The sequence below is a fragment of the Streptomyces sp. NPDC056452 genome (genome assembly GCF_042796085.1).
In the GTDB taxonomy this organism is placed as follows: Bacteria; Actinomycetota; Actinomycetes; order Streptomycetales; family Streptomycetaceae; genus Streptomyces.
The window spans coordinates 1-22,164 of the sequence record NZ_JBHTRI010000050.1; the positions used below are offsets into that span (position 1 = coordinate 1).

General features: G+C 70.9%; 18 protein-coding genes. 6 read left to right on the forward strand and 12 right to left on the reverse strand.

The features are described 5' to 3' along the window. Positions 1 to 13: 13 nt before the first annotated feature. The 7 genes from ACFQ6X_RS33220 to ACFQ6X_RS33250 form a co-directional block, all read right to left on the reverse strand. A complete protein-coding gene (locus tag ACFQ6X_RS33220) occupies positions 14 to 343 on the reverse strand; it encodes a TcmI family type II polyketide cyclase (protein WP_329214414.1) in 330 nt (109 codons plus the stop codon). A 69-nt stretch (positions 344 to 412) separates the two neighbouring features. Further along, positions 413 to 892: an SRPBCC family protein gene (locus ACFQ6X_RS33225; protein WP_383187178.1), complete on the reverse strand. Its 480-nt coding sequence runs from the start codon at positions 890 to 892 to the stop codon at positions 413 to 415. Between the two features lies 1 nt (position 893). Further along, a complete protein-coding gene (locus ACFQ6X_RS33230; RefSeq protein ID WP_329214410.1) occupies positions 894 to 1,151 on the reverse strand; it encodes an acyl carrier protein in 258 nt (85 codons plus the stop codon). A 13-nt stretch (positions 1,152 to 1,164) separates the two neighbouring features. Further along, complete coding sequence (locus tag ACFQ6X_RS33235) at positions 1,165 to 2,415, reverse strand: ketosynthase chain-length factor (RefSeq protein ID WP_383187181.1); 1,251 nt, start codon at positions 2,413 to 2,415, stop codon at positions 1,165 to 1,167. Beyond that, on the reverse strand, positions 2,412 to 3,680 hold the full coding sequence (locus ACFQ6X_RS33240; protein WP_383187184.1) for a beta-ketoacyl-[acyl-carrier-protein] synthase family protein: 1,269 nt from the start codon (positions 3,678 to 3,680) through the stop codon (positions 2,412 to 2,414). The genes ACFQ6X_RS33235 and ACFQ6X_RS33240 overlap by 4 nt, the downstream gene beginning before the upstream one ends. Further along, entirely contained in the window at positions 3,677 to 4,111 is a 435-nt protein-coding gene (locus ACFQ6X_RS33245; protein ID WP_329214404.1) for a cupin domain-containing protein, read from the reverse strand. The genes ACFQ6X_RS33240 and ACFQ6X_RS33245 overlap by 4 nt, the downstream gene beginning before the upstream one ends. Before the next feature lie 75 nt (positions 4,112 to 4,186). Further along, a complete protein-coding gene (locus ACFQ6X_RS33250; protein WP_383187187.1) occupies positions 4,187 to 5,308 on the reverse strand; it encodes a SchA/CurD-like domain-containing protein in 1,122 nt (373 codons plus the stop codon). A 259-nt stretch (positions 5,309 to 5,567) separates the two neighbouring features. On the opposite strand from ACFQ6X_RS33250, the gene ACFQ6X_RS33255 reads away from it, so the two are divergent. Further along, positions 5,568 to 7,202, forward strand: a complete 1,635-nt coding sequence (locus tag ACFQ6X_RS33255) for an FAD-dependent oxidoreductase (protein WP_383187189.1) — start codon at positions 5,568 to 5,570, stop codon at positions 7,200 to 7,202. A 47-nt stretch (positions 7,203 to 7,249) separates the two neighbouring features. On the opposite strand, the gene ACFQ6X_RS33260 is transcribed toward ACFQ6X_RS33255, so the two are convergent. Beyond that, entirely contained in the window at positions 7,250 to 8,770 is a 1,521-nt protein-coding gene (locus ACFQ6X_RS33260) for an alpha/beta fold hydrolase (protein ID WP_383187190.1), read from the reverse strand. Positions 8,771 to 8,984: 214 nt separating this feature from the next. Here ACFQ6X_RS33260 and paaK point away from each other — a divergent pair, with 214 nt between their 5' ends. Continuing rightward, complete coding sequence (gene paaK, locus ACFQ6X_RS33265) at positions 8,985 to 10,274, forward strand: phenylacetate--CoA ligase PaaK (RefSeq protein WP_383187193.1); 1,290 nt, start codon at positions 8,985 to 8,987, stop codon at positions 10,272 to 10,274. A 27-nt stretch (positions 10,275 to 10,301) separates the two neighbouring features. Here paaK and ACFQ6X_RS33270 read toward each other — a convergent pair whose 3' ends face one another. From ACFQ6X_RS33270 to ACFQ6X_RS33280, 3 genes are all read right to left on the reverse strand, one after another. Further along, positions 10,302 to 11,207 carry a class F sortase gene (locus ACFQ6X_RS33270; protein ID WP_383187195.1) on the reverse strand — a complete coding sequence of 302 codons (906 nt, stop codon included), beginning with the start codon at positions 11,205 to 11,207 and terminating at the stop codon, positions 10,302 to 10,304. A gap of 147 nt (positions 11,208 to 11,354) precedes the next feature. Continuing rightward, complete coding sequence (locus tag ACFQ6X_RS33275; protein ID WP_383187198.1) at positions 11,355 to 11,909, reverse strand: sortase; 555 nt, start codon at positions 11,907 to 11,909, stop codon at positions 11,355 to 11,357. A 271-nt stretch (positions 11,910 to 12,180) separates the two neighbouring features. Then, the gene (locus ACFQ6X_RS33280; RefSeq protein ID WP_383187200.1) at positions 12,181 to 13,707 is read right to left on the reverse strand and encodes an acyl-CoA synthetase; all 1,527 of its coding nucleotides are present in this window, start codon (positions 13,705 to 13,707) and stop codon (positions 12,181 to 12,183) included. Between the two features lie 151 nt (positions 13,708 to 13,858). Between ACFQ6X_RS33280 and ACFQ6X_RS33285 the strand changes: the two genes are divergently transcribed. Then, positions 13,859 to 16,273: a penicillin acylase family protein gene (locus ACFQ6X_RS33285; protein ID WP_383187203.1), complete on the forward strand. Its 2,415-nt coding sequence runs from the start codon at positions 13,859 to 13,861 to the stop codon at positions 16,271 to 16,273. Positions 16,274 to 16,320: 47 nt separating this feature from the next. Here ACFQ6X_RS33285 and ACFQ6X_RS33290 read toward each other — a convergent pair whose 3' ends face one another. After that, the gene (locus ACFQ6X_RS33290; RefSeq protein ID WP_383187206.1) at positions 16,321 to 17,430 is read right to left on the reverse strand and encodes a calcium:proton antiporter; all 1,110 of its coding nucleotides are present in this window, start codon (positions 17,428 to 17,430) and stop codon (positions 16,321 to 16,323) included. A 276-nt stretch (positions 17,431 to 17,706) separates the two neighbouring features. On the opposite strand from ACFQ6X_RS33290, the gene ACFQ6X_RS33295 reads away from it, so the two are divergent. From ACFQ6X_RS33295 to ACFQ6X_RS33305, 3 genes are all read left to right on the forward strand, one after another. Then, entirely contained in the window at positions 17,707 to 19,554 is a 1,848-nt protein-coding gene (locus ACFQ6X_RS33295; RefSeq protein WP_383187209.1) for a serine hydrolase, read from the forward strand. A gap of 25 nt (positions 19,555 to 19,579) precedes the next feature. Then, on the forward strand, positions 19,580 to 20,221 hold the full coding sequence (locus ACFQ6X_RS33300; RefSeq protein WP_383187212.1) for an SIMPL domain-containing protein: 642 nt from the start codon (positions 19,580 to 19,582) through the stop codon (positions 20,219 to 20,221). 449 nt (positions 20,222 to 20,670) lie between these two features. Further along, positions 20,671 to 22,056 (forward strand): endo-1,4-beta-xylanase, encoded by a 1,386-nt coding sequence (locus ACFQ6X_RS33305; protein ID WP_383187214.1) that lies wholly within the window; start codon positions 20,671 to 20,673, stop codon positions 22,054 to 22,056. Positions 22,057 to 22,164: the final 108 nt, after the last annotated feature.

Below are 22,164 nucleotides of genomic sequence, written 5' to 3' on the forward strand. Positions count from 1 at the left end.
GTCCTCGGTCGCGTCAGGCGCCGTCGCGCTGCCACCGGTAGAACTGCTGGGCCATCGCGTCCTTCGGACCACGCCAGGTCTGCGGGTCGTAGGGGCTCACGAAGGCGGTGAGCCGGTCGCTGATGGCCTTGAACTCGGGGTGCTGCGTCACCTTGGCGATCTCCGGGCCGGGGGGCCGGTCGGATTCGATCAGGTGCAGGTACACGTCGCCGAACTGGAACAGGGTGCGCCTGTTGACGCCGACGAGGTGGGGAAGCTCGGTGTTGTCGGATTCGGCGAACAGCTCGGCGATGTCCGGGGCGGACTCGGGCGCCATCCGGGCGACGATCAGGGCGTGGTGCATCGGGCTGCCTTTCTGGTACCCGGACGGCCGGACCCGGTGTCGCGGGCCGGCCGTGGACGGGTACGGCGTTCAGTTGGCCGGGACCGAGGCGGAGCGGCGCTCCCGGTCACGCTGCTCGATCTTGTCGCGGATGAGTTCCAGCTGGACGCGGGAGTTGCGGTTGATGTTGTCCGTCATCCACGCGTCGTCGACCGGTGCGTCCGGACGCATCGCGAAGTCCTGGCGCCAGTGCATCCGCGTGCCGCCGGGGACCTCCGAGTACTCCCACCGGATGTCCATGTGCTGGAACGGTCCGGGCTCGACACGGCGGGCGTTCACGGTGCGCCCCGGCCGGTCGGTGGTGCGCTCCGAGACCCAGCTCCAGACCTTGCCGTTGTCGTCCGGGTGCATGGTGAGCCGGAACCTCGTCGTCTGGCCCTTCCGCTCGATCACCTCGACGGACGCGTACTCGCTGAACAGCTGCGGCCAGTGCTCGAGGTCGTTCGTCATGTCCCAGACGAGGTCGAGGGGGGCAGCGATGGTGATCTCGTTCTCCGTGTGTCCGGACACTTCAGGCTCCTGTCACGAGGGTGTTGTTGACGAGGTCGAGGAACTCGCCGGGGGTCTTGCAGCGGTCGGCGTCGGCCGGCAGCGGTCGGCCGAACCGGTTCTCGAGCACGGCCACGATGCCGAGCAGGCCGAGTGAGTCCAGGCCGTACTCGTCGAAGGCCGAGCCGGGACGGCTCTCCATCGCCAGCGGGTCGACCGTGAGGCCTGCGCCGTTCTTCATGAGCGCGGCCAGTTCCTCGTAGGTCAGTTGAGTGGTCATGCGTGACTCCTTCTCACTGAGGGGTGTCGGTGGTGCGGCGCAGCACGAGCGCCGCGTTCGAGCCCATAAGCCCTCGGCTCAGTACCAGCGCCGTCCGCAGTTCCGCGGGGCGCGCGCGGCCGGTGACCACGTCGAGGTCGTGGCACACCTCGAAGACGTTGGGCGTCGGCGGGATGAGACCGTGCTCCATCGCGAGTACCGCGGCGGACGTGTCCAGCACGGGTGCTCCGCAGTAGGCACGGCCGATCCCGGTCTTGGGCGCCGTCACCGGTACGCGCCGTCCGTGCGGGCCCAGCGCGTCGGCGATGGCCAACGCCTCGGCGCGGTCGGCCGAGGGCACACCGAGCGCGTCCGCGAAGACGACGTCGATCTCCTCCGGCGCGCAGCCGGCCTCCTCCAGCGCCCCTTCGATGGCGTGCGCGAGTCCCTCGCGGGACTGCTCCCACCGGGACGCTCCGGTGAAGGTGGCGGAGTGGCCGGCCAGTTCGGCACGGATCCGGGCCCCGCGGTCGAGGGCCGCCCTCTCCTCCTCGACCACCAGCATCGCGCCGCCCTCGGCCGGTACGAATCCGCAGGCGTCCGAGGTGAACGGGCGGTAGGCGCGGGTGGGTTCGTCGCAGGTGCTGAGGTCCTCGTAGCCGAGCTGGCAGACGACCGAGTACGGCGCGAGGGGCGCTTCGGCGGCGCCGACGACGACGGCGTCGGTGCCGCGCCGGATGGAGCGTGCGGCGTGCATGAGCGCGTCCAGGCCACCGGCCTCGTCGCTGGCCACGACGGCGCACGGTCCCTTGAAGCCGCCGCGGATCGATATCTGGCCGGTGCTGGCGGCGTAGAACCAGGCGATGGACTGGTACGGGCCGACATAGCGGGAGCCCTGCCCCCACAGCCGCTGCAGTTCGCGCTGCCCGAACTCGCCGCCGCCGGACCCGGCGGCGGTCACCACGCCCACGCTGAACGGGGCGCTCTCGTAGTCGGCGCGGCCGAGCCGTGCGTCGTCGAGGGCCAGATCGGCGGCCGCCATCGCGTAGTGCGTGAAGCGGTCGGTCTGGACGAGGTAGCGCTCCTCGATGAACGCGACCGGGTCGAAGTCCCTGACTTCGCCCGCGACGCGCAGCGGAAGGTTCTCGCAGCCCTCGCGGGAGACGAGGTCGAGGACGCTGACGCCTTCCTGCGTCTGTTTCCAGAAGGCACCGGCGCCGGTCCCGTTGGGGGCGACGACACCGATCCCCGTAATGACGGATCGCCGGTGTGTCCGGTTACTCATGGGGTCCTCCCGCCTGTTCGGGTCAGAGCGACGGCGGACTGGAATCCGCCGAACCCGCTGCCGACCGAAAGCACGCTGCGCAGCTTCAGGGGCCGTGCGGTGCGCGGCACGTAGTCGAGGTCGCACTCGGGGTCCGCGGTCTCGTAGTTGGCCGTCGGCGGCACCGTCTGGTGCTCGATGGCCAGCACGCACGCGGCGATCTCGATGGCGCCGATGGCGCCGAGCGAGTGGCCGACCATGGACTTGATCGAGCTCATCGGCACCTTGTACGCGTGTGCGCCCAGGGCCCGTTTCACCGCTGCCGTCTCGTGCCGGTCGTTCTGCTTGGTGCCCGAGCCGTGCGCGTTGACGTAGTCGACCTGCGAGGCGTTGATCCGGCCGTGCGCGAGGGCGGTGTTGATGGCCTCGGCCATCTCGAGGCCTTCGCCGGTCAGCCCGGTCATGTGGTAGGCGTTGCCGAAGGTGGCGTAGCCCGATATCTCGCAGTAGACGGTCGCCCCGCGGGCACGGGCGTGTTCGAGCTCCTCGAGTACGAGGACGGCGCCGCCCTCGCCCATGACGAAGCCGTCCCGGCGGGCGTCGAACGGCCGGGAAGCGTGCTCCGGGTCGTCGTTGTTCGCCGAGGTCGCCTTGATCGCGTCGAAGCACGCCACCGTGATGGGGGTGATCGGTGTGTCCGAGGCGCCGGCGATGCAGACGTCGACCCGGCCTTCCTCGATGGAGTGGAAGGCGTACCCGATCGCGTCGAGGCCCGAGGTGCAGCCCGTGGAGACGGTCTGTACGGGCCCGTGGGCGCCGACCTCCTCGGCCACGGCCGAGGCGAGGGTGCTGGGCGAGAACGCCCGCTCGAGGTGGGCGCCCGCCGGCCGGTGGTCGACGTCCCAGCGCTTGCCGCTCCCGCTGACGGCGACGTAGTCGTGCTCGAGGCGGGTGGTGCCCCCGACCGCGGTGCCGAGGGACACCCCGATGCGCCAGGGGTCCTCCTTCTCGGGGTCGAGTCCGGCGTCGTTCAGCGCCTCCCGGGCGGCCACCAGGGCGAACTGGACGTAACGGTCCGATCGTGCGACCAGGTCCTCGTCGAGGCCGTGGGCCGCAGGATCGAAGTCGCACTCGGCGGCGATGCGCGAACGGAAGGCCGCCGGGTCGAACAGGGTGATGCCGCGGGTCGCTGTACGTCCGCTGGAGAGGAGGTCCCAGAACGCCGGGACTCCGATGCCGCCGGGTGCGACGACGCCCACTCCGGTGACGGCCACACGACGGGTCATGACGCAGCCTCCGTTCGTTCTGGCGGGGCTCCGCGCTCGGCGACGTCCGTGTGTTCGGTGTCCACGTGCCCGAGTTCGGGGCGCGGGGCGAGCGGACCGAGGTGGAAGACCATGCGCGCTTCCACGTCGCCCACGTTGCGGAAGCGGTGGCGGACGTGCGGGGGGATCAGCAGCCCCTGGTCGGGCCGCATCGCGTGCGGCTCGCCGTCCAGGTCCACTTCGAGGAGTCCTTGCACGACGTACACGAATTCCTCGGAGTACGGGTGGTAGTGCTCGCCGATGCGCTCACCCGGGTTGACGATGGCCAGCCCCATGAAGCCGCTGGTGGCGCCCACGGCGGTCGGTGTGAGCAGGGCGCGCAGGTCGCCTCCGCGCCTGCGGTTGGGCTGAGTCTCGCTGAGGTCCACGATGCGAGGCCGGTGCGTGGTCATGACTGCTCTCCTCCAGGCGCGTTGTGCGGTGTGACGGCAACCCGGGGCGGTCCCCGGTGATGCCGGTGAAACCGTTCAGGACTCGGTGGCCCGACGGTCGGTGATCAGGCTCATCTCTGCCTGGGCGAGGAAGCGCGCGGCCTCCTGGTCGGTCGTCGGCATGCCGTTGGCACCGCCGTCGAGCAGCCGGCCGAGCATGGCCGCCTTGCGGTTGCCGCCGATGCCCAGCGCCTGGGTGGGCTGGGCGTCGAACGGGCCGCTCACTTCGAGGAGCCGCACCACGATGTCGTCGCGCTGGAAGATGGTGCTGCTCTCGATGGGGCTGGCGACGTCGTCCGCGGCCTCCTCGTCCTGGCCTGCGAGCAGCCGGGCCAGGGCCATGCCGCAGCCTTCCTTCGCCTGGTAGAACAGCGCGTGCCGCTGGACGTCCGCGGCTGCGTGACGGCCGGCCTTCACGTGGTGGACGGTCGGGAGTGCGGCCCGGGTGAAGAACATCCGGGCGGAGTCGGGGTCGCTGAGGTCGCGGTCCTGCTCCAGGTACGGGTTGATGGCCTCCTCGACGGCCCTGACCTCGGGCTGACGCGAGACGTGGCGCAGCGCCGCCATCAGGTCGCCCTCGACCTCGACCGCCCGCACGACACGGTTGCCGTGCATGAAGAGCGAGGTACGGCACAGCCGGGTGTTCTCGTCGACGCGTGCCTGCGGGGAGTCGTAGTCGGAGAGGATCTTCGCGACCATCTCCTCCGTGCCCGGCTTCACCGTGAAGGTGAGCGCGTGGCGTACCACTCCGTCGCCCAGTCGCGGGGCGGCCTGGAGGCGGCCCTTGGCCGGCTCCGGGGTCCGCTGCTCGAAGGCGACACCGGTCTCGCGCAGCACGCTGAAGCGGAGGGAGCGGGTGTCGCGCACGCAGCTGTGCAGCGGCTGCACCGTCGCGACGTGCTCCTCGCTGTTCACCCAGGCGAGGAAGGGCGGGGCGCTCTCCCACTCGCTGGTGATGAGCCACTGCGAGGGGTTCTCGATGGACTGGCACAGCTGGTCGCTGATGTGCCCGGGGATCGAGGCCACCTGGTTCCGCATGTGCTCGTACGCCTCGAGGAACTGGTTCTGGGCGCCGTCGTGCAGATCCAGCAGCAGTATGACCCGGAGCCTCGAACCGTCGAAGGCGGACTGCGATATGCGTTCCGAGAGGGTTGTCATCTTTCGCTCTCCTTCGAGACGGATCGGCGGCCACGTCCCGTGGTCCCTCGTCATCCGTCGGTTTCGGTGGAAGCGGAGCAGGTCCCTGTCCGCTGATGCGTGTGTCGCCCCCGCATCGCGAGTTCGCTCCCGCGACTGATCGTGGAACGCTGGTACGGGCGGCGCGAGATTTATGAACCGTTCAGGTGAGGCGGTGACCGAAGCCTCCGCACGAGGGCATGGACACTGCATCCGTCCTGCGTCCGAGCTGGAGCAACTGATGAACGAGAAGACCGACCTCCGCGTACCAGTCCTCATCGTGGGCGGCTCCCTGGTGGGCCTGTCCGCCTCCCTCTTCCTGAGCCGGCTCGGCGTCCGCCACCTGCTCGTCGAGAAGCACGCGAACACCTCGACCCACCCCCGAGGGCGCGGCAACAACGTCCGCACCATGGAGCTGTTCCGCACCGCCGGTGCCGAGCAGCTGATCCGGGACGCCGCTTCGGTGCTCGAGGACAACCACGGCATCCTCCAGGCGGGGTCGCTCACCGGCGACGACCAGGAGTGGCTGTTCAAGGAGATCGACCCGGGTGGCGGTCTCGCCCGGTTCAGCCCGAGCGGCTGGTGCCTGTGCAGCCAGAACGATCTGGAGCCCGTGCTCGTCACCCACGCCCGTGACCAGGGAAGCGAGCTGCGGTTCTCCAGCGAGCTCCTCACCTTCGAGCAGGACGCGGACGGTGTGACCGCCGTGGTGAAGGACCGGGAGACCGGGGAGCACACCACGGTGCGGGCGGACTACCTCGTCGCCGCAGACGGACCGCGCAGCCCGATCCGGGAACAGCTGCGCATCGGCCAGTCGGGGCCCGGCGATCTGTTCCACAACGTGAGCATCACCTTCCGGTCCCGGCAGCTCGCCTCGGTCGTGGGCGACCGGCGCTTCATCGTCTGCTACCTGACCAACCCGGAGGCGGACGGAGCGCTGCTCCCGGTGGACAACGAGGAGCAGTGGGTCTTCCACGCGCCGTGGCAGCCGGACCGGGGCGAGACGCTGGAGGACTTCAGCGACGAGCGGTGCGCGGAGCACATCCGCAGGGCGGTCGGAGCGCCCGGTCTCGACGTCGAGATCACGGGCAAGGCACCGTGGCACGCCGCGGAGCGGGTCGCGGAGCGTTACGGGTCGGGCAGGGTCTTCCTGGCCGGTGACTCGGCCCACGAGATGTCCCCCACCGGGGCGTTCGGCTCGAACACCGGCATTCAGGACGCGCACAACCTGGCGTGGAAGCTGGCTGCCGTGATCGCCGGCGAGGCGGGGCCCGGACTCCTCGGGACGTACGAGGCGGAGCGCCTGCCGGTGGCGAAGGCCACGAGCGCCCGCGCGTCCGCCCGTTCGGGGGAGCACAGCCACCCGGGTTACGCCGGGTCACCCGGTCCGACCGGTGGGCGCAAGGGCGGCATGCTCACGGTCGCGCTCGGATACCGCTATCTCCGGGGCGCGGTGCTGGGCACGGACCCCAGCCTGCCGGTGGTACCCGAGGGAATGGGCCTGGCGGGCGAACCCGGCACCCGCGCACCGCACATGTGGGTCGAAAGGGGCGGGGTGCGCCTGTCGACGCTGGACCTGTACGAGCAGTCGTTCGTGCTCCTGTGCGACGCCGGCCACCCGGAATGGCGCGCCGCGGCGCTTCGGGCGGCGGAGCGTCTGAAGGTCCGTCTGGAGGCCTTCACGATCGGTTCGGGCGCGGGTGCCGATCTGGAGCCCGCGAACGAGGCGGACTGGAGCGCTGCCCACGGCACGAGCCCCGAAGGTGCCGTGCTCGTGCGCCCCGACGGCTTCGTGGCCTGGCGGTCCGAGGACGGCGTGGCCGACGCCGAGGCGACGCTGTACGAGGCGCTGACGACGCTGCTCCACCGCGACTGACCTGTCGCCCGGCGCACCTCGTCGACGACGACCTCACCCGCCGCTCCTCACCCGACGCCGAACGACCTCAGGGCGGTGAGGAAGGCGTCCGGGTCGTCGTGGTGCACGAGGTGGCCGGCGTCGACGCGGACGTACTGCCCGCCGGGTATCCGGCGGGCCATCCACGCCAGTTGCTCCTGGTCGATGTGGCTGTGGGATCCGCCGACCACGAGCGTGGGCGCGGTGATCTCGCCCAGGCGCTCCCGTACCGCCGGATCGGGGGCGTTCAGCTGGGCGTCGATGGATCCCACCACCGGCCAGTCGAAGCCGAGCTCTCCGGCGGGCCGCTCGGCCGGTGCGCGGGGCGGGTCGAGCGGGAGCAGCGGCGGGGCGTCCTCGATGACGAGTCCGCCGATCAGCCCCGGGTACTGCTCTGCGAGCATCAGGGCCGCCGCGCCTCCCATCGAGTGCCCGACCACGACGGCGCCGGCCAGATTTCGGACCTCCAGGAACGCGTGCAGATCGTCGCGGAAGAACTCGAAGGAGTAGCGGCCGGGCCAGTCGCTGAGTCCATGGCCCCGGAAGTCGAGTGCGTACACCCGGTGCCGTACGGCGAGTCGTTCGGCGATTCCCGTCCAGTCCAGGCTGTTGCCGCCCCGTCCGTGGGCGAGCACGACGGGCGGGGACGCGGGGTCACCCCAACTTCGGTAGGCGAGCCGGTTTCCGCCTGCCTGCACGCTGCTGACGCCGGGGTCGAGGAAGGCGGTGACGGTGCGGACGAAGGCGCCTGGGTCGTCCATCCACGGGTAGTGTCCGGCGCCCCGCTGGACGACGAGCTCGCCGTGCGGGAAGAGCGCGGCGAGCTCGGCCGCGCGGTCGGGGCTGGGGCCGCCGTCGTACTCCCCTGCCACGACGAGTACCGGTGCTTCCAGCTTCCGCAGGGCCTCGACGACTGCGGCGGTCTCCAAGCCGTCCTGCGGGTAGTGGAGCGAGCGCGCCTCGGCGTTGGTCTGGGCGGCGGCTTCGCCGGCGTGTGCCCGGGCCCGGGCGTCCCAGCGCCCGTAGGTGAACGGCAGGGTGGCGGCCCAGACGTCGGCCGTGGCGCGCCCGGCCCAGACCTCCTCCAGCGCGGCCCTGGCCTCGGCGTACCAGGGCTCCTGGCTGCGCAGTTCCGAGGCCTGGCGCCAGTCCTCGTCGGTGACGGGGATACCGGTGGCGCGTGTGCCGGGGGTGACGAGGGTGAGGGTGCGCAGCCGCTGCGGGTACTTCGCGGCGTAGAGGGCCGCCAGGCTCCCGGACGCGGAGTGGGCCAGCAGATCGATCCGTTCGAGGCCGAGGTGCTCACGAAGGGCCTCGACGTCTTCGACGATCCGGTCGCAGCGGTACGTCGAGGTGTCCTCCGGGACTGCGGAGTCGCCGGTGCCGCGCAGATCGAGGAGGACCAGCCGGCGCACGCGGGAGAGCCCGCCGAGGTCCCCCAGGTAGCGGGCGGCCCGCATCGGGCCGCCGGGCAGGCAGATCAGCAGGGGGCCGTCACCCGCGAGGTGGTAGGCCAGTTCGGTCCCGTCGTACGTGCGGAAAGTCGGCATGCCTGCCATCCAAACAGGGCAGGCGGGCGGCTGCGGGCGCATACGCCCACAGCGATCAGGCGGGCACGCGGCCGGGAAGGAGCAACGGGGCTGCCTGCCCGGCACCCCTTGATGGGCGTCCAGCCCCTTGCCATGGCGTCGGCATCCTGAATTACTACTCCCAGGGACATCGACCGAACGATCGGTCGTCTGCTTCGGCGAGAGGATCATCCGCATGACGGCTCTGCTGGACGCTGCCGAGCGGCTCGGCCGCGACGAGCTGGAGGCCCTGCAGCTGGAACGGCTGCGGACCACGCTGCGGCACGCGTACGACAACGTCGGCTTCTACCGGGAGGCCTTCGACAAGGCGGGCCTGCGGCCCGAGGACTGCCGCACGCTCGCCGACCTCGCCCGCTTCCCGTTCACCGTGAAAGCCGACCTGCGGGACAACTACCCCTTCGGGATGTTCGCCGTCCCCGAGGAGCGGGTACGGCGCATCCACGCGTCCAGCGGGACGACCGGCCGGCCGACCGTGGTCGGGTACACCGAGCGCGATCTGGACACCTGGGCGGACGTCGTCGCCCGGTCGATCAGGGCCGCGGGCGGGCGTCCGGGCCACAAGGTCCATGTGGCCTACGGGTACGGGCTGTTCACCGGCGGACTCGGGGCGCACTACGGGGCGGAACGCCTCGGCTGCACCGTCATTCCCGCGTCCGGCGGCATGACGGCCCGCCAGGTTCAGCTGATCCAGGACTTCCGTCCCGAGATCATCATGATCACGCCCTCGTACATGCTGACCCTGCTGGACGAGTTCGAGCGCCAGGGGGTCGATCCCCGTTCGACGTCGCTGAAGGTCGGCATCTTCGGCGCCGAGCCGTGGACCGAGCAGATGCGCCGGGAGATCGAGGAGCGCTTCGCCATCGACGCGGTCGACATATACGGGCTGTCCGAGGTGATGGGCCCGGGTGTCGCGCAGGAGTGCGTGGAGACGAAGGACGGGCTGCACATCTGGGAGGACCACTTCTACCCGGAGGTCGTCGATCCGTTCACCGGCGAGGTGCTGCCGGACGGCGAGGAGGGCGAGCTGGTCTTCACCTCGCTCACCAAGGAGGCCATGCCGGTGATCCGCTACCGGACCCGTGATCTGACGCGGCTGCTGCCCGGTACGGCGCGGGTCTTCCGGCGGATGGAGAAGGTCACCGGGCGCAGCGACGACATGGTGATCCTGCGCGGCGTGAACCTCTTTCCGACGCAGATCGAGGAGATCGTGCTGCGGACGCCGGGGGTGGCGCCGCACTTCCAGCTGAGGCTGACCCGCGAGGGCCGCCTGGACGCGCTGACGGTACGCGCGGAGGCGCGGGCCGGGGCCACGACGGACGAACGTGCCGCCGCCGCCCGGTCGATCGCGGCGGCCGTGAAGGACGGGGTCGGGGTGACGGTCGGGGTCGAGATCGTCGATCCGGAGGTGCTGGAGCGGTCGGTCGGGAAGATCAAACGGATCATCGACCTCAGGGACGCCACCTGAGGCACGGCCCGGTGCGGACCCGGCCGGTCAGCGGGTCGCCGTCAGAGCGGCGAAGACGACAACATTGCTCCGGTACCCCGACTTCTTGGTATAGCCCCCGCCACAGGTGATCACCCGGATCTCGGGGCGGGCCGACGGACCGTAGACCTTCTTGTCCGGGAAGTTCTTCTTGTCGTAGGACTCGACGGCGTAGACCGTGAACACGGCGGTGCGCAGGTCCGCCCGGACGACCTCGATCGTGGCGCCCTTGCGGACGGATCCCAGCCGGTGGAAGACGCCGGGTCCGACACGGGTGTCCACGTGCCCGGCGGTGATGGCGGTGCCGACGGCGCCGGGAGCGGTGCCGTCGGCGTACCAGCCGGCGAGGACCGGGTTGTCGTCGGGCGGAGGCTGCAGCGCCCCCGCCGCGTCGAGGGCCAGCCGGGCGACCGGGGCGTCCACGCCGACTGCGGGGATACGCAGCCGGACCGGGTCCGACGGCGGGAGCGGGTCGACGGCGGGCCGCGCAGCCGGGGCGGTGCGGCCGGGGGACGGGGCCGCCGGGGCGGGAGTCACGGGGGCCGGGGGCACCGGGGCCGGCGTGGCCGGCAGGGGACGCAGGGGGGCCGGACGTACGGGTGGCCGGGGTGCGAGCTCCAGCGGCACGAGGGCGGGGCTCACATAGGCGGGTACCGCACGGGTGGCGCCCACCGGGGCCGTGTAGGCCTGGGAGACCGCCGGTCGCGCGGGAGGGGCGGCGGCCGGCGCCGGAGCGCTGCGGACGGGCGCGGGAGGTGCGGGAGCCGCGATGGCCTGCGTGGCCGGCGGCTGCGGTGGTGTGTCGTCACGCATTCCGCTGATCACGAGCGCGGTGCCCGCGACCAGGGCCCAGACAAGATGCTTGACCGCGGGGAACGACTGCGGTGACGTGCTGGACCTGCGCCCGGTTTCCATCTCGTGTGCCTCTGCTTCGCAGCGGGTGAATTACTGGAGGGGGTGGAAGCCCGCGGGCTCCCGGGCCGGTACGGCATCCGGGGCCCGCGGACAGGACACGGCCGCGATCGGGACACGACACGGGCCGCGGTCGGAACAGGAACGCGGTCAGGCTCCGACGGTGCTCACCCGACGGCGCATCCTGACCACACCTCCGGCGAGGGCACCGGCCAGCAGCACGCTGCCCGCGGCGAGCTGCGTGCCCTTGTCCGTGGGAGCCCCGAAGCCGGCGTCGACGCCGCCGCTCGGAGTACCCCCGCCGTTCGGGGCACCACCGTCGTTCGGTGCGCCACCGCCGCTCTGGACGCGGTCGGCGATCTTGTACGTGTCAGTGATCATGATCCTCGGCGGGCACTTCACGATCACGGTGTCGGTGCGGGCGACGGTCCCCGCCGGGATCTCGAACACGCCGACGAGCGTGCCCTTGCGCTCACCCGCGAAGAGGTGGAACGCCCCTCCGACCTCCGACGTGCCCTTGCCATAGGTCTCTTTCCCGCATGCCCTGGTACTGACCGTGACCTGGGAACCGGGCGTGGCCTTGCCGGGGCTGATACGGATGCTGGGCTCGGCGGCGGGTCCGGCGGCGGCGACCGCGGCCGGGGCCGAGAGCCCGAGGGCACCGACGATCAGACAGATACCCGCACCGACGCGTGTGTTGCGCATGAGGATCCTCCTACGGGAGCAGGGTCCGGCCTGTCTGCGCGGTACCTCTGCTGTGCTCCGTTCCTGAGGCAACCGACAGTCCGTCACATCCGCAACAGGACATGTCGCCGTGCGCGTCACCCGCCCAGGCGCAGGAGGCCGCCCCTGCGTGATCGTTTACGCAGGTCACCGGAGCGGAGGCAGGGACGGGGGAGGAACCGACGGTCGGACGGCGAACGGGCTAAGCGCGGCGGGTGATCCGACCGTCCCGGAGGCGGAGGGAGCCTGCGGCCTACTCCCCCGGCCTCAGGGTCCGGCTGCCGGAATACCGGTCCCTCAGCTCCCTCTTGAGGATCTTTCCGCTGGCGTTGCGCGGCAGCCCGTCCACGAAGAGGACCCTCTTCGGGGCCTTGAAGTGGGGGAGCTTCTCGCGGGCGTACGCGATCAGTTCGGGCTCGGTGGCCTCGCCACGCAGTACGACGATCGCGGTGACGGCCTCGATCCAGCGCTCGTCGGGCAGCCCCACGACGGCCGTCTCGGCCACTGCCGGGTGGGTGTAGAGGGCATCCTCCACCTGGCGTGAGGCGATGAGCACACCTCCGGAGTTGATGACGTCCTTCACCCTGTCGACGACGGTGAAGTAGCCCTGTGCGTCGCGGACCGCGAGGTCGCCGGAGTGGAACCAGCCGTCACGGAACGCCTCCGCGGTCTCCTCCGGCTTGTCCCAGTAGCCCTGGCACAGCTGCGGGGAGCGGTACACCACTTCGCCTGCCGTGCCGTCAGGTACCTCCTTGCCGTGCTCGTCGACCACCTTCGCCTCGACGAAGAGCACGGGCCGCCCGCACGACTCCATCCGGCCCTCGTGCTCGTCGGGGCCGAGCACGGTGGCGAGCGGGCCGATCTCGCTCTGCCCGAAGCAGTTGTAGAAGGCCAGCCCGGGCAGCCGATCGCGGAGCCGTTCCAGTACGGGCACCGGCATGATCGAGGCGCCGTAGTACGCCTTGCGCAGGGCGCCGAGCTCACGCGCGGCGAAGTCCGGGTGGTTGGCGAGGCCGATCCAGACGGTGGGCGGGGCGAAGAGGCTGTCCGCCTGCCCCGCCTCGACCAGGTCGAAGATCCGGCCGGCGTCCGGGGCGTCGAGAATGGTGTTCTCGGCACCCACGGCGAGGTACGGCAGCAGGAACACGTGCATCTGCGCGGAGTGGTAGAGCGGCAGCGAGTGCACGGGCCGGTCGGTGGCGCGCAGGTCGAGCGCGGTGACGGCGCTGACGTACTCGTGGACCAGGGCGCCGTGCGTCATCATCGCGCCCTTGGGCCGGTCCGTGGTGCCCGAGGTGTACAACAGCTGGACCAGGTCGTCGGCGCCGGGCGCGCGGTCGGGAGTGAAGGGACGCGGGGTGTCCAGTTCGCCGAGGAGCGAGTCCGGAGCGTCGCGCAGTGCGCGTACGGCATGTCCGTCGGGGATGCGCGGGGCCAGGTCGGGGTCGGTGAGGACGAGGGCGCTGCCGGACTGTTCGAGGATGTACGCCAGGTCGTCACCGGTGAGGTTCTGATTGACCGGCACATGGACCAGCCCTGCCCGGGCGCAGGCCAGATAGGCGATCAGATAGACGTCGGAGTTGTGGGCGAAGGAGGCGACCCGGTCACCGGGACGCAGTCCGTGTGCGCCGGTCAGCACGGCGGCGGCCGTGCTGACGGACGCGTCGAGGGCCGCATAGGTCCAGGACCGCCCGGCGTAGCGGACGGCGATGTGCTCGGGGGTCCGCCGGGCGCTGCGCGCCACGACTCCGTCGACTGTGCTGCTGCGTACACCTGTCATGGCGTGATCCTGGGCGGCCCGCCGCCGGGGGTCAAGGGCCCGGATACCGACCAGCCGGTTGACAGGTGCACGGGTGGGCTGACTGAGTGGCGCGTGGTTGTCCGGGACTCCTGGGCAACCGCTTTTCCCACCCGCACAGTTGGGAGGACCCTTGCCCCTCCGTAACCGTCTGAGACTCCTCGCGGTCTCCGGACTCGCTCTGTTCACCGCGGCCGCGTCGCTGCCTCCGGCCGCGGCCCGCACCTCGCCCGAGCACCGTCCTTCGGGCGGCGGACTGTCCGCCGTCATCCGGTACACCGAGTACGGCATCCCGCACATCGTGGCCAAGGACTACGCGGCTCTGGGCTTCGGCAACGGCTGGGCGCAGGCCGCCGACCAGGTGTGCGTCCTCGCCGACGGATTCGTCACCGTGCGCGGTGAGCGGTCGGCGTACTTCGGTCAGGACGCCGCCCCGGACGGCTCGTTGTCCTCGGCGACGAAGAACCTCTCCAGCGATCTCTACTTCCGCGGGGTACGCGCGAGCGGCACCGTCGAGAAACTGCTGAAGGTCCCGGCGCCGGCCGGTCCGAGTCATGACGTCAAGGAGACCATGCGCGGCTGGGCCGCCGGGTACAACGCGTGGATCAAGCAGAACCGGATCACGGATCCGGCCTGCCGGGGAGCCTCCTGGGTGCGGCCCGTCACCGCGCTGGACGTGGCCGTCCGGGGCTTCGCGATCTCCGTGCTCGGCGGTCAGGGCCGTGGCATCGAAGGCATCACGGCCGCTCAGCCCCCGTCCTCGGTCCCGGCTGTCCCGGGTGTGTCTCCCGAGGAGGCAGCCGGCGCCGCGCAGCGGCTGCTGTCCACGCAGAACGCCGACATGGGGTCCAACGCCGTCGCCTTCAACGGGTCCACGACGGCCGGCGGGCGGGGGCTGCTGATCGGCAACCCGCACTATCCGTGGCAGGGCGGGCGCCGGTTCTGGCAGTCCCAGCAGACCATTCCCGGCGAGCTGGATGTGGCGGGCGGTTCCCTGCTCGGCTCGACGACGATGTCGATCGGGCACAACAGGAACATCGCCTGGAGCCATACCGTCGCCACGGGCGTCACGCTCAATCTGCATCAGCTGACGCTCGATCCGGCCGATCCGACGGCCTATCTGGTGGACGGCCGGAGCGTACGGATGACCAAGCGGACGGTCACGGTGCCCGTGAAGGGTGCCGCCCCGGTGACCCGCAGCCAGTGGTGGACCCGCTACGGCCCCGTGGTCACCTCGCTGGGGGCGGGGCTGCCGTTGCCCTGGACGGCGACGACCGCGTACGCGCTGAACGATCCCAACGCCTCGAACCTGCGCGACTCGGACACCTCGCTCGGTTTCAGCAGGGCGCGCAGTACGGCGGACATCGAGGCTGCGCTGCGCCGCACCCAGGGCCTGCCGTGGGTGAACACGGTCGCCGCCGATTCGCGGGGGCACTCCTTCTTCTCCCAGTCCCAGGTACTGCCGAGGATCACCGACGACCTCGCCCAGCGCTGCTCCACCCCGCTGGGCAGGGTCACGTACCCCTCGTCGGGACTTGCGGTCCTCGACGGATCCAGGAGCGGGTGCGCGCTCGGATCCGACCCCGACGCCCTCCAGGCGGGCATCTTCGGGCCGGGCAGGATGCCCGTGCTGAAGGACGCCCCGTACGTGGAGAACTCCAACGACAGTGCCTGGCTGACCCATGCGGACACACCGCTGACCGGCTACGAGCGTGTCTTCGGCACCATCGGCACACCACGGTCCATGCGTACCCGCGGTGCGATCGAGGACGTGTCCGCGATGGCGGAGACGGGGCGCCTGACCGTCGGTGACCTGCAGCGCCAGCAGTTCGCGAACCGGGCGCCCGCCGGTGACCTGGCAGCCGGTGACCTGGCGCGTGCCTGCTCGGCGCTGCCCGGCGGCACCGCGTCCGGCACCGACGGTTCACCGGTCGACGTGTCGGCGGCGTGCGGCGTGCTGAGGCGCTGGGACCGGACCATGGACACCGGCAGCGCCGGAGCCCTGCTCTTCGACCGCATCTGGCGCAGGGCCACCGGGACTGTCCCCGCCGACAAGCTGTGGAAGGTGCCGTTCTCCGCCGCCGATCCGGTCCGGACCCCGAACACCCTGAACACCGCGGCGCCCGGTGTCACCGCGGCGCTGGCCGACGCGGTGGCCGAGCTGCGGGCGGCGGGGATCGCGCTGGACGCGCCCCTGGGCAGTCATCAGTCCGTCGTACGCAACGGGAAGCGCATCCCGGTGGGCGGCGGCACGGAGTCACTCGGCGTCTGGAACAAGACCGAGCCCGTGTGGAGCGCCGCGGGAGGCGGCTACACCGAGGTGTCGGCCGGTTCCAGCTACATCCAGGTGGTCGGCTGGGACGGCGGTCCGTGCCCGGTGGCCCGGACCCTGCTCACGTACTCCCAGTCGTCGAACCCCGCGTCGCCGCACTTCAGCGACCAGACCCGGCTGTACTCGGGCGAGCGCTGGGTGACGTCGCGGTTCTGCGAGAAGGACATCGCACGCTCACCCGCGCTGCGGGTCGTGCGGGTCCACGAGAAGCGGTAGGCCTTCCGTCCGGCCCGGGCCGGCCCCTGACGCACCGGCAGGACGCGTCAGGGGCTGATCGCCAGGAAGACGAACGCGGCGAAGATGATGAGGTGCACCCCGCCCTGGAGGAGCGTGGCACGCCCCGGTACGACGGTGAGGGCGCCCACCACGACGGTCAGGGCGAGCAGCACCATGTGGGTGGCGCCGAGGCCGAGGTGGAGCGGTCCGTCGAGCCAGATCGAGGCGAGCGCGATGGCGGGGATGGTGAGGCCGATGCTGGCCATCGCCGAGCCGAGGGCCAGGTTGAGGCTGGTCTGCACCCGCTCCCGCCGCGCGGCCCGTACGGCGGCGAGGGTCTCGGGCAGGAGGACCAGCAACGCGATGACGACGCCCACCACCGATTGCGGCATCCCCGCGGCCTCGACACCCGACTCGATGGTCGGCGATACGGCCTTGGCGTCGCCGACGACCGCGACGAGCGCCACCAGGAGCATGACCAGGCTGAGCGCGGTCGCGCCCCGGCCGGGCAGCGGCGCGGGGTCGTCCTCGGCCTTGCGCGGCCGGCCGTCCTGGGTGAGCGGCAGGAAGTACTCGCGGTGCCGCACGGTCTGAACGGCGACGAACAGCCCGTACAGCAGGAGTGAGGCGACGGCGGCGAACCCGAGCTGGGCGGAGGAGAACTCGGGGCCGGGCTTTCCGATCGTGAAGGTGGGCAGGACCATGCTCAGGGTGGCCAGTGTCGCCACCGTTGCCAGCGCGGCGCCGGTGCCCTCGGCGTTGAAGACGGCCACCCGGGTACGTACGGCCCCGACCAGGAGGGAGAGGCCGACGATGCCGTTGCAGGTGATCATGACGGCGGCGAAGACCGTGTCACGGGCGAGGGACGAGGCCTTCGGCCCGCCGTCGACCATGAGAGTGACCACCAGGGCCACTTCGATGACGGTCACGGCGACGGCGAGGATGAGCGAGCCGTAGGGGTCACCGACCCGGTGCGCGATCACCTCCGCATGGTGGACGGCGGCGAGCACGGCGCCCGCGAGGCACAGGGCGACCACGGCTACGGCGATCGGGGGCAGTTCACGGCCCCAGCTGAGTACCAGCGCGACCGCCGCGATCACCGGTACCGCAACGGTCCACCGGGTGGCCAGGGACCGGACCGTTGCGCTCACGTTCATGGCCACAGGCTGCCAGAGGAGGCCCGGGAGCGCTCGGCGGGACGGCACCCCGCGCACACGGGAACGCGGGGACCGACGTCTTCGCGATCGCCAATGCGCCGTGATCCGCACGCACAGCGTTTCCTGATGTCACGTCAGATTCTTCTGTCCGTCAGAGGCGTACGGGACAGCGGGCGTGACAGTAATCTCTGCTTCGGCAGGAAGTTTCAGACTCGGACGAGATTTCGAAAGTTACTTTCGCGCAAGTGCTTTCCACATCAGGGGAAGGGGTTCCGGATGGCCGGGGACGTGTCGGGCAGGGGAATGAGCCGTCGGAGGCTGGGCGGCGGGATACTGGCGCTGGGCGGAGCCCTCGCCCTCGCGCCGATGCCCTTCGCGGGAGCGGCGGCGGCCGCCGGGCGCGGGGCGGAGGCGGACACACAGTCGGGAGCTGGTACGGGTATGAGGCCGGGGCAGGGCAGGCCCACACTGCGCCGCGGTTCGGCCGAGCGCGCGGGGCTGCTGTCCGAGCAGCTCGACCGGCTCGTCACCGACGCGGAGACGTATCTCGCCGACTCCCCCAAGCACCCCTGGTACGCGGGGGCCGTGCTGCTCGCCGGGCGTGGCGGGACCGTCGCCCTGCACCGGCCCATCGGCAAGGCGGTGCGCTACGCGGCGTACGACGAGAAGACCGACACCGGGGTGGAGTTCCCCGCGGACCAGCAGATCGCGATGGCCGCGGACACGGTCTTCGACCTGGCGTCGGTGTCCAAGCTGTTCACCTCGATCCTGGCCGTGCAGCAGATCGAGCGGGGTGCGCTGGAGCTGGAGGCGACGGTCGCCGCGTATCTGCCGGACTTCGCGGGCGGCGGCAAGCAGGACGTCACCATCCGTCAGCTCCTCACGCACACCTCGGGCTTCCGGTCCTGGATCCCGCTCTTCAAGGAGCCGACCAGGGAGGGGAAGCTCCGTCTGCTGTGGAACGAGGTGCCGGCCTCCGCCCCCGGCACGAAGTACCTCTACTCCGACCTCAACCTGATCTCGCTGCAGCTGGTCCTGGAGAAGATCACCGGCCGCACCCAGGACGTCCTGCTCCGCGAGGAGATCACCGCTCCGCTCGGGATGCACCGCACCCGCTACAACCCGCCCGCCTCCTGGAAGCCGAAGATCGCCGCCACCGAGGATGCCCGGCTGCCCTGGTCCGGCCTGGACCGCGGGCTGGTCTGGGGCGAGGTCCACGACGAGAACGCCTTCAGCCTGGACGGCGTCGCCGGGCACGCGGGGGTCTTCTCCTGTGCCTGGGATCTGGCGGTCCTGGCCCGCACGCTGCTCAACGGGGGCGTCTACGGCAGGTCCCGGATCCTGTCCGAGGACTCCGTGGAGCTGATGTTCACCGACTTCAACACCGCGTTCCCGGGCGATGAGCACGGCCTGGGCTTCGAGCTCTACCAGCACTGGTACATGGGCGCGATGGCCACGCCGCGCACCGCGGGCCACACCGGGTTCACCGGTACCAGCCTGGTCCTCGATCCGACGACGGACTCGTTCCTGATCGTCCTCGGCAACTCGGTGCACCCCGTGCGCAGCTGGCGCTCGGGCAGTGCGCCGCGGGTCGCCGCGGCCAACCGGATGGCGCGCGCCGTTCCTGTCCGTCCCGCCCAAGGCCGTACCGCCTGGTTCTCCGGCACGGCGAGCGCCACGACCGCCACGCTCGCCCTGCCGGCGCTGCGTCCGGCGTCCGCGCACGCGGTGCTGAGCTGTGCGCTCTGGTGGGACACCGAGCCGGGCTCGGACTCCCTGCGGCTGGAGGCTTCCTCTGATTCCGGGGGGACGTGGCAGCCCGTGCCGTTCACGACCGTGCCGAGGGACGGAGGCCGTCCCCCGCAGCCCGAGCCGCACCCGGCGGGCTCGGTGTCGGGCTGGTCGGGCCGGGTCTGGCACCGTCTCGAGGCGGACCTGGCCGCCTGGCGCGGCACGGAGGTCGTGCTGCGATGGCGGTACACCACCGACCAGTTGTACGTCGGGCGCGGCGCGTACGTCGACGGTGTACGGGTGAGGGACGGCGGCCGCACGCTCTTCGACGGGGAGCGTCCCGGCGACTCATCCCGTATCGAGGCGACGGGCTGGATCCTCTCAGCCGACTGAGCTGTCCAGGTGCTTGGATGACGGTATGAATGGAACTCAGTCCATAGATGCCCCGTGGGGCGTGTCGGTGTTCGGTGCGGCCAGTGTGGATGCCGCACCCGACCTGGCGCGCCTCCGCGTCGCGATCGAGCAGACCAGGAACAAGCCCGGTGAGGCCTTCGCCGCCACCCGGAGCGGCGTGAACCGGATCCGGGAGGTCCTGCGCGGGCACGGGGTCCCCGAGGGCGCCGTGTCGACGTCACGGCTGAACCTGTCGTCCCGGTGGAGCTACGGCGACGAGCGCAAGTTCCTCGGCTACGAGTGCACGGCCTCGTTCGTGATCGAGCTGCGGGAACTGGACATCCTGGAGACCGTTCTCATCGATGTCGTCGACGCGGGGGCCAACCAGGTCAAGGGTGTCGAGTTCGACGTGAGCACGAAGAAGGAGCTGCGCGCCCGGGCGCGTACGGCGGCCGTGGCCTCGGCACGGGAGAAGGCCGCCCTGTACGCCGAGGCGGCCGATGTGCGGCTCGGACCCGTGATCCACATCAAGGACGTGGACTCCGAGCAGCTGCAGAACTACCGCGGCCACGGCGGGCAGAGCGGCGGCGGCGAGGGCGATCTGACGCCGGGCAGGGTGTCCGTGTCGGCGGGCGTCGTGATCGGGCTTTCCCTCAGCAGCGACTGAGACGGGCGCGTCGGCGCGAGGAGCACGAAAGGCGGACAGTGAGCGCGGGCCTCCCTGAGGGGGGTCCGCGCTCCGTCATTTCAGGCACCGAAACTTTCGTACCCACTCATGAACGTCTTTCGTAATGCTCGACGGCGATTACGTGAGGCTCCGCCGGATGGATTCCCATACGCACCGGAGTCGCCCCGTCTGCGCAGGTCATATCGCCATCCACTCACAGATGAGCGGTTATTCGCTCGGAAACATTTCGGAAATGCGGCGTTGACGGTTCGTCACGTTGGGCGCATACTCTCCCTCGCGCCCCCTGCTCCCACGCTCGTCCTCCCGCCGCGGGTGCGCCCACCGGGTGCACCCGCGGCGGCTGCACAGCACCTCGAACGGTCCGAACCCCCTTGCCCGGGCACCCAGTTCGCTCCGCCCGGCAACCGGAAGAAGAGGCTGGAAACGTGATGGCCAAGAAGTCCCCCGGCGACACCTTCGCCCGTCCGCACCTGCCGGCCCGTGCCAGACGGGTGGTCTCGCTCATCACGGCGGGTGTCCTTGCCGCGGCGGGCGTGGTCTCTCTCGCCGGTACGGCCGAGGCGGTCGGCACGCTCGGCAACGCCGCCGCGGCCAAGGGCCGGTACTTCGGTACCGCCGTGGCCGCCAATCACCTCGGCGAGGCGCAGTACGCGTCCACGCTGGACGCCCAGTTCGACTCGGTGACACCCGAGAACGAGATGAAGTGGGATGCGGTCGAGAGCACCCGCAACTCGTTCAACTTCTCGTCCGCCGACCAGATCGTCAGCCGTGCCCAGGGCAAGGGCATGAAGGTCCGCGGGCATACGCTCGTGTGGCACTCCCAGCTTCCCGGCTGGGTCGGCGGCCTGGGCACCTCCGATCTGCGTACGGCGATGAACAACCACATCACCCAGGTGATGACGCACTACAAGGGCAAGATCCACTCCTGGGACGTGGTGAACGAGGCCTTCCAGGACGGCAGCAGCGGGGCACGGCGCAGTTCACCGTTCCAGGACAAGCTCGGCAACGGCTTCATAGAGGAGGCGTTCCGCACCGCCCGCACGGTCGATGCCAACGCCAAGCTCTGCTACAACGACTACAACACCGACGGCCAGAACGCGAAGAGCAACGCGGTCTACGACATGGTCAAGGACTTCAAGGCGCGCGGTGTGCCGATCGACTGCGTGGGCTTCCAGTCGCACTTCAACAGCAACTCCCCCGTCCCCAGCGACTTCCAGGCCAACCTTCAGCGCTTCGCCGCTCTCGGCGTCGACGTGCAGATCACCGAGCTGGACATCGAGGGGTCCGGCTCGACGCAGGCAGCCAACTACACCAAGGTGGTGAACGCCTGCCTGGCCGTGTCGCGCTGCACCGGGATCACCGTCTGGGGTGTCACGGACAAGTACTCGTGGCGCAGCAGCGGCACTCCGCTCCTGTTCGACGGCAACTACAACAAGAAGCCGGCGTACGACGCGGTGCTCGCCGCGCTCGGCGGGTCCACCGGTGGGGGCGACGGCGGTGGCGGCACCGGCAGCTGCACCGCCACGTACACCCAGACCGCCACCTGGAACGGCGGGTACAACGGACAGGTGACCATCAAGGCCGGCAGTTCCGCGATCAGCACCTGGACGGTCCCGGTGACCGTGACCTCGCCGCAGAAGGTCAGTGCGACCTGGAACGGCTCCCCCACCTGGGACTCGAGCGGAAACGTGATGACCGTGAAGCCGAGCAACAACGGGAGCCTCGCCGCGGGTGCCTCGACGAGCTTCGGGTTCACCGTCGCGACGAACGGCAACACCTCCGCGCCCACCGTCGGTTCCTGCACCGCCTCCTGACCGGAGTCGGCCACCGGCCGGAACGGGGCGCGTGAAACCCGCACCCACCCGCCCCGTTCCTCATCACCGCCCCGCCCGGTCCCGAGACCTGGCGGGGCGGTTCGCCGT

Coding starts and splice junctions, on each gene's coding strand:
- ACFQ6X_RS33220 (WP_329214414.1), bottom strand. CDS start 343: ATGCACCACGCCCTGATCGTCGCCCGGATGGCGCCCGAGTCCGCCCCG.
- ACFQ6X_RS33230 (WP_329214410.1), bottom strand. CDS start 1,151: ATGACCACTCAACTGACCTACGAGGAACTGGCCGCGCTCATGAAGAAC.
- ACFQ6X_RS33235 (WP_383187181.1), bottom strand. CDS start 2,415: ATGAGTAACCGGACACACCGGCGATCCGTCATTACGGGGATCGGTGTC.
- ACFQ6X_RS33240 (WP_383187184.1), bottom strand. CDS start 3,680: ATGACCCGTCGTGTGGCCGTCACCGGAGTGGGCGTCGTCGCACCCGGC.
- ACFQ6X_RS33245 (WP_329214404.1), bottom strand. CDS start 4,111: ATGACCACGCACCGGCCTCGCATCGTGGACCTCAGCGAGACTCAGCCC.
- ACFQ6X_RS33250 (WP_383187187.1), bottom strand. CDS start 5,308: ATGACAACCCTCTCGGAACGCATATCGCAGTCCGCCTTCGACGGTTCG.
- ACFQ6X_RS33255 (WP_383187189.1), top strand. CDS start 5,568: ATGAACGAGAAGACCGACCTCCGCGTACCAGTCCTCATCGTGGGCGGC.
- ACFQ6X_RS33260 (WP_383187190.1), bottom strand. CDS start 8,770: ATGCCGACTTTCCGCACGTACGACGGGACCGAACTGGCCTACCACCTC.
- paaK (WP_383187193.1), top strand. CDS start 8,985: ATGACGGCTCTGCTGGACGCTGCCGAGCGGCTCGGCCGCGACGAGCTG.
- ACFQ6X_RS33270 (WP_383187195.1), bottom strand. CDS start 11,207: ATGGAAACCGGGCGCAGGTCCAGCACGTCACCGCAGTCGTTCCCCGCG.
- ACFQ6X_RS33275 (WP_383187198.1), bottom strand. CDS start 11,909: ATGCGCAACACACGCGTCGGTGCGGGTATCTGTCTGATCGTCGGTGCC.
- ACFQ6X_RS33280 (WP_383187200.1), bottom strand. CDS start 13,707: ATGACAGGTGTACGCAGCAGCACAGTCGACGGAGTCGTGGCGCGCAGC.
- ACFQ6X_RS33290 (WP_383187206.1), bottom strand. CDS start 17,430: ATGAACGTGAGCGCAACGGTCCGGTCCCTGGCCACCCGGTGGACCGTT.
- ACFQ6X_RS33295 (WP_383187209.1), top strand. CDS start 17,707: ATGGCCGGGGACGTGTCGGGCAGGGGAATGAGCCGTCGGAGGCTGGGC.
- ACFQ6X_RS33300 (WP_383187212.1), top strand. CDS start 19,580: ATGAATGGAACTCAGTCCATAGATGCCCCGTGGGGCGTGTCGGTGTTC.
- ACFQ6X_RS33305 (WP_383187214.1), top strand. CDS start 20,671: ATGGCCAAGAAGTCCCCCGGCGACACCTTCGCCCGTCCGCACCTGCCG.